Raw genomic sequence first — 6,000 nt, 5'->3', positions numbered from 1 at the left:
ACAATAATTTGGACTTGATCTGTATCCGCTTTCATATTATAATTATTAAAGTGTCTATCTCCAATGATGAGGAGGGATTTGCCGATGCGGACCAAACGCCTGCTGCTGCTGTTGCTTACGGCCGTCATGACGCTCGGAGGATGCTCGATCGGAGGGGGAGGCGGGTCCTCGGACAATCAAATTACGCTGACGCTATGGTATTGGAACCGCAGCCTGGACGACAGCATCATTGCCGAGGCGGAACAGCAATTCCCGAATCTTCGCATTCGGGCGCAAAAAATCGGAGGCGATTTCAAGTCCAAGCTGAAAACGACGCTGGCGGCCGGCTCGGGCGGACCGGATATCGTCGCGATCAATGACTGGGTCGCCGAGCTGTTTCCGAATGCCTCGCATTTTTGGAATTTGTACGAACTCGGGGCAGCGGATATCGAGGCCGATTATCTCGACTGGAAATGGAAGCTGGGCGTCACGCCCGACGGCTATATGATGGCTTTGCCGATCGATACCGGACCGACGGCTCTATTCTACCGCGCCGACCTGTTCGAGAAGGCGGGGCTGCCGGGCGAACCGGAGGAAGTATCCGAGCTTATGGGAACCTGGGAAGATTACTTCGAAGCCGGCCGGCAGCTGCAGGAGCGGCTTGGCAGCGGCGTCTACTTGACCGACAGTATTTCGGCGCTCTATACGCAGGTAACGGCGCAGCACGAGCGGATTTATTTCGATACGGAAGGCCGTTTCATCGGCGACGATCCGTCCCGGTCTCCGGTGAAGAAGGCGTGGGATCTGGCCGTCAAGGCGCATGAAATGGGGCTGTTGGCCGATGCCGCCAGATCGACGCCGGAATGGAACGCCTCCATGAACAACGGGAGAATCGCCAGCTTCGTCGGCGCGGTGTGGAACAAGGAAATATTGATGGATGCGGCTCCCGATACCGAAGGCTTGTGGCGCGTGACGGACGCCCCGTCCGGAGCCGGCAACAACGGCGGTTCCTTTCTGGCCATCATGAAGAACAGCAAGCACCCGGAGGAAGCGTTTCAATTCATCTCCTGGCTGCTGAACCCGGAGAATCAGCTGCGGAGCTTCAAAAACATCAATTTGTATCCTTCGACCGTCGAAACGCTGGGAAGCCCGGAGATGCTGGAAGAAGAACCGTTCTTCGGCGGCCAGGCGACAGGCGCGGTGTTCGGAGAAGCGGCGCGGCAGGTCAAGCCGACCTTCTTCGGGGAGCGTCATCCGTCCGTCAACGGCATTTTTACGCGCGAGCTGGACAACGTCGCGCTGCAGGGGAAAGATCCGGAACGGGCGTGGAACGACGCCCTGGAGCGAATCCGCAAGGAGCTGCTGCGCTGACCGCTAACGGTTGTGCCGGGCCCGCGCTTCGGCGTCCCGGAAGCGCACCGGCGTCCCGGGCTTGATCCGGCGCAAGCCGCGCCTTGTGTTCCGCGTCTTTATCCCGGGCACTCTCTCCGGTTCGATCAAGCAACCTTCCCAGGAGGTGTGCAAGATATGATGAGACAGATATGGAAACATCGCAAGGAATATTTGGCTATATCGCCTTTCTATGTGCTGTTTGCGATATTCGGTCTTTTTCCGATCGCCTTTTCGTTCTATCTTTCCTTTCAGAGATGGGATGGCATCGGCGAGATGACCTTCAACGGTTTAAACAATTACCGCTTTATGCTGCTGGATCCTGAATTTTGGAAAGCGGTCAAGAACACGCTGCTCATCTGGGTGTACTCGACCATTCCGATGCTGTTTCTGGCGCTGTTGATCGCTTTTCTGCTGAATTCGGCATTCGTCAGGTTCCGTACGCTGTTTCGAATCGGCTATTTTTTGCCGAACGTCACGTCGCTTGTCGCCGTGTCCATCATCTTCAGCACGCTGTTCGCCAACAACTTCGGTCTGCTGAACTATTTGCTCTCCGTTGTCGGACTTGATGCCGTGGAATGGCTGAACAGGACATGGGGAATTCAGACCGCGGTTTCGGCAATGGTCGTCTGGCGGTGGGCGGGTTACAACTCGATTATCTATTTGGCCGGTTTGCAAAGCATTCCTTCCGTATTGTATGAAGCGGCCCGCATCGACGGAGCCTCGACGCTCCAAACCTTCTTTCGGATTACCGTGCCGATGCTGCGGCCTGTTATTTTGTTCACCGTCATCACTTCGACGATCGGCGGGATGCAGCTGTTCACGGAGCCGCAAGTGCTTGTCGGCAACAACGGAGGCGCCGGCGGCGGAGGGCTGACGATTGTGCTGTACCTGTACCGGGAAGCGTTCATAAACAACTATTTCGGCTACGGCGCGGCGGTCGGCTGGGGGATGTTCATCCTGATCGCGGTCTTCTCGATCGTGAACTGGCGGATCGTGCAGCATCGCGCGGACAAGTGACAGCTGAAAGGGGGATGGATGAACCGTGATGAACCGCTGGAAATCTGTCGTCGTACATGCCGGATTGCTCGCCGGGCTGCTTCTCTCCATCTTTCCATTCTATTGGCTGGCCGTTATGGCGACCCGCACGACGTCTGAAATTTACAGCTTTCCGCCCCGCCTCTGGTTCGGCGGCGAATTGGGGGCGAACATTTCGCGCGTCATGGCCAGCATCGATTTCTGGGGAGCCTTTTTCAATACGCTGTTTGTGGCGTCGGCCGTAACGGTGCTGGTACTGTTTTTCGATTCGCTCGCCGGAGTCACGTTCGCGAAATTCCGTTTTCCCGGCAGCCGATGGCTGTTTATCGTACTGCTCGCCACCATGATGGCGCCTTCGCAGCTGTCGCTTGTGCCCTCCTTCGTCATCATGGCGGAGTTCGGATGGGTCGGCTCGTTCAAGGCGCTGATCATACCGGGGATGGTGAACGCCTTCGGCATTTTCTGGATTCGCCAATATGCGCAGGAATCCATCCCGGATGAATTGCTCGATGCCGGGCGCATCGACGGCTGCGGCTTCTTCCGCCTCTACTGGAACGTGAGCCTGCCGATCTTGCGTCCCGCGTTGTCGTTTCTCGGCGCTTTCACTTTTATCGGCGTATGGAACGACTATTTGTGGCCGTTGATCGTGCTCACGGACAGCAGCAAGTTTACCCTTCAGGTGGCGCTGGCCTCCTTGAACGGGATTTACCAGACCGATTATTCCATGGTCATCGCCGGAACGCTGATGGCGGTCATTCCGCTGATCGTGCTGTTCCTGTTCGTCAGCCGCCAGTTTATCTCCGATATCGCCGCCGGAGCGGTCAAAAATTAGAACCGGCGAGCGAGGTTCGACCGGCCCGATCCTTTGCGTCGCGAAGGTCGGGTCTCTTGGCGTACGGAATGCTACGGGTTGAGACCCGGTTTTGTGACAGCTGGAGCGGGATTATTTCCTAAAATGTGACGGTCAGGATTTTTCTGTCACATATTTGTTTTCCTATGGCCTCGACGCCTAAAAAGCCGAAAAAGTTAACGGGTCACGAACAAGTCGTCGCATATTTGGATAACCTCGAGTCCCCCTTAAAGCATGTGGTGGAGGAAATCAGAACCATCATTTTAAACGCTGACGGTCGGCTTACGGAGCTCATAAAATGGAATGCGCCGAGCTTTTGCCTGCATGGCGATGACCGGATCACGTTTAACTTGCACGGGAAAGGCGCCGTCAGGCTTGTTTTTCATCGCGGTGCGAAAGTGAAGGAACAACCCGCACAAGAGCGCTTGTTCGAGGATGCCACCGGTTTGCTGGATTGGGTCGCGAACGACAGGGCTACGGTTGTGTTTCAGGACATGAACGATGTGGAACAGAAGAGAGAGAAGTTGAAAAAAGCGGTGGTGAAATGGCTCGAGGTTACAAGTCCGGAATAAAGGATCGCACAACATAAACAGGTTGCATAAATCGAAGTCGCGGTGCCCGCGGCTTTTTATTTTTTCAGTGTCTTCAAGATACAAATTATAGTAACATAAGTTTAAATAAGCGGAAAAAACGCTGTCGATGAAAGCGGAGAAGGACTTGCGCAATCTGTCCGATTTCACCCCCGAAGAGATGATCGACCACAAATTCTATGAGCATCACTTTGGATATTGCGCTTTAAAGGTTCGTATGGCATAACCGGCATCATATAGCTCAAATAGAAACTTTTATACATAACTTTCGTCCGGAAAGAGGTTAAGATGATGGACAATAATAAAACGGTTATTTACCTGGTGCGACACGGGCAGACGGAATGGAATGTTGAGCACAGGCTGCAAGGTCATCAGGATTCGCCGCTAACGGAATTGGGAATCAAACAAGCCGAATGGTTGGGGGAGTCCATTCAGAACGAACAGATCGATATGATTTATTCGAGTTCGAGTTTGAGAGCCCGCAGAACAGCAGAAATCATAAGAGGTATAAGGGATATCGATATTATCGACAGTCATGAGTTGAAAGAAATTCATTTGGGCATCTGGGAAGGGAAAGTTATGGCAGAAGTAAAGGAGCTGGACCCGGAGCAATTCGACCGTTTTTGGAATGACCCGGATAAATTTAAGGTGCAAGGCAGCGAAACGTTTCAGGAGGTTTCCGACCGAGCCATTAATAAGCTGCGCCAAATCATTAGCGAAAACCAAGGAAAGTCCGTATTAATCGTCACGCACACCGTGGTAGTCAAGCTCATTATGGCCTATTTCGAAGAGCGGCCAATGAAAGAGATTTGGAGTCCGCCGTATATTCATCCGGCCTGCTTGTGCAAAGTCGAGATCGAGACGGATAAACCGAAAATTGTTTTGCATGGAGATATCACCCACTATAAAGAAGAGCCCGATGCTAGTTGAATCAAGAAGCACGAGGCGGGAGCGGTGGCCTCTTCGCTTGCGGAAGCCACCGCGATGCGTTCCGGTGCATATAGCATGGCGACCGGACCGGTTTATCGTATCTGCCTACCCGTTCAAGTCGCGTTGCCGGAAGCCCGACCATCCTGCAATCGCAAGGAGCAGCGCAACCGCCGTTAAGCCAAGCAATGGCGGCCATTCGAAAGCGTCGGCAGGCAGCCGCGGCACAAAGTGAAACGGAGAAAGCCGCATCATCCACTCCGGCAATTGAAGAATGCCGCCAAGATAAACGGCAATAAAAGAGTAGATTGTAATCAGCCAACTGCTGGCGGCCGCCCTGGGAAACCATCCGATCAACGCTGCGGCCAAGCCGATTCCGACCCACAATGCCGGTACAAAGTTCAGCCCCGCAATAATCAGGTCAGGCAAGTAGCCGGAATCGTTCATACTTTGGCTTCCCGCTATCCCCATTCCGAGCCCCGCCATGAACATCAACGCAACACAATAGATGAAAGCAAGAATAAAATAGCTGCCCAGCAACCGGGTACGGGAAACCGCTCCTGACAGGAGCATGTCGATTCGTCCTTCTTTCTCTTCCGTGCGCAGCCTCAGAACGGTTTGCAGCGCCGGAATGCTTGCCCGGAATGCTTGCAATGATGGCCGTGACGGTCATAAACATGCCCGCGATGCTATCGGCAAACAACGCATTGCCCGTCTCCGGCAGCATATTGTGCAGCGCATCGCCCATAGCATCCATCATGTTCTCGGCCTCTCCGATGAAAGAACCGTAGGACATGCCGATCAGAAGCATGGCGAAGCTCCAGACCAGCAGATTCGTGCGCTGCAGACGAAAAGCAAGGCCGATGGGGGACGTCAAGGCTTTGGACGCCTCGCTGCGTCCTCTGCGCGGGCGCACCATGCCGGCGCCTACATCGCGCCTCGAGCTAAGCGGATAAGCGATGGCCACAAGCAGCACGCTCAAGCCGGCGCTTAGCAGAAGAGGCGACCACATGTTGTCGACGTAAGCGGATGTCTGCTGCGCCCATCCGATGGGCGACAGCCAGGAAAGGGAGCCGTTCCCGATATCGCCGGCTGCCCGCAGGCCATATGCGGCAACCAATATGCCGACTCCGAGGCCGGTTGCTCCGCGGGCATACTCCGTCAATTGCGCCAGCACAATGGCGATGGACGCAAATACGATGCCGACGGAGGCCAGCGAGGCTGCGA

Annotated in this window: 6 protein-coding genes and 1 pseudogene; 5 read left to right on the top strand and 2 right to left on the bottom strand. The window is 54.7% G+C overall.

The annotated features are described in order from the left end of the window. Positions 1-84: 84 nt before the first annotated feature. The 5 genes from ABEV74_RS09455 to ABEV74_RS09435 all read left to right on the top strand — a co-directional run bounded on the left by ABEV74_RS09455 (position 85) and on the right by ABEV74_RS09435 (position 4,776). Positions 85-1,350: an ABC transporter substrate-binding protein gene (locus ABEV74_RS09455; protein ID WP_062490877.1), complete on the top strand. Its 1,266-nt coding sequence runs from the start codon at positions 85-87 to the stop codon at positions 1,348-1,350. A gap of 156 nt (positions 1,351-1,506) precedes the next feature. Continuing rightward, positions 1,507-2,388: a carbohydrate ABC transporter permease gene (locus ABEV74_RS09450; protein WP_430145446.1), complete on the top strand. Its 882-nt coding sequence runs from the start codon at positions 1,507-1,509 to the stop codon at positions 2,386-2,388. A 28-nt stretch (positions 2,389-2,416) separates the two neighbouring features. Next, positions 2,417-3,238, top strand: coding sequence for a carbohydrate ABC transporter permease (locus ABEV74_RS09445; protein ID WP_430145445.1), 822 nt, complete (start codon positions 2,417-2,419; stop codon positions 3,236-3,238). A 125-nt stretch (positions 3,239-3,363) separates the two neighbouring features. Further along, the gene (locus ABEV74_RS09440; RefSeq protein ID WP_430145443.1) at positions 3,364-3,828 is read left to right on the top strand and encodes a DUF1801 domain-containing protein; all 465 of its coding nucleotides are present in this window, start codon (positions 3,364-3,366) and stop codon (positions 3,826-3,828) included. A 306-nt stretch (positions 3,829-4,134) separates the two neighbouring features. Then, on the top strand, positions 4,135-4,776 hold the full coding sequence (locus ABEV74_RS09435; RefSeq protein ID WP_430145441.1) for a histidine phosphatase family protein: 642 nt from the start codon (positions 4,135-4,137) through the stop codon (positions 4,774-4,776). Positions 4,777-4,881: 105 nt separating this feature from the next. Here the strand turns inward: ABEV74_RS09435 and ABEV74_RS23255 are convergent, their stop codons facing one another. Beyond that, positions 4,882-5,427, bottom strand: coding sequence for a hypothetical protein (locus tag ABEV74_RS23255; protein WP_488168582.1), 546 nt, complete (start codon positions 5,425-5,427; stop codon positions 4,882-4,884). Between the two features lie 19 nt (positions 5,428-5,446). After that, a pseudogene (locus tag ABEV74_RS23250) lies at positions 5,447-5,692 on the bottom strand (hypothetical protein); the annotation flags it as partial. Between the last annotated feature and the right edge of the window lie 308 nt (positions 5,693-6,000).

It is taken from the genome of Paenibacillus cisolokensis (genome assembly GCF_050481165.1).
Lineage (GTDB): Bacteria > Bacillota > Bacilli > Paenibacillales > Paenibacillaceae > Paenibacillus_AH > Paenibacillus_AH cisolokensis.
The sequence above is the reverse complement of the archived record's forward strand: the minus strand, read 5'-3'. Positions and strand labels throughout refer to the sequence as shown.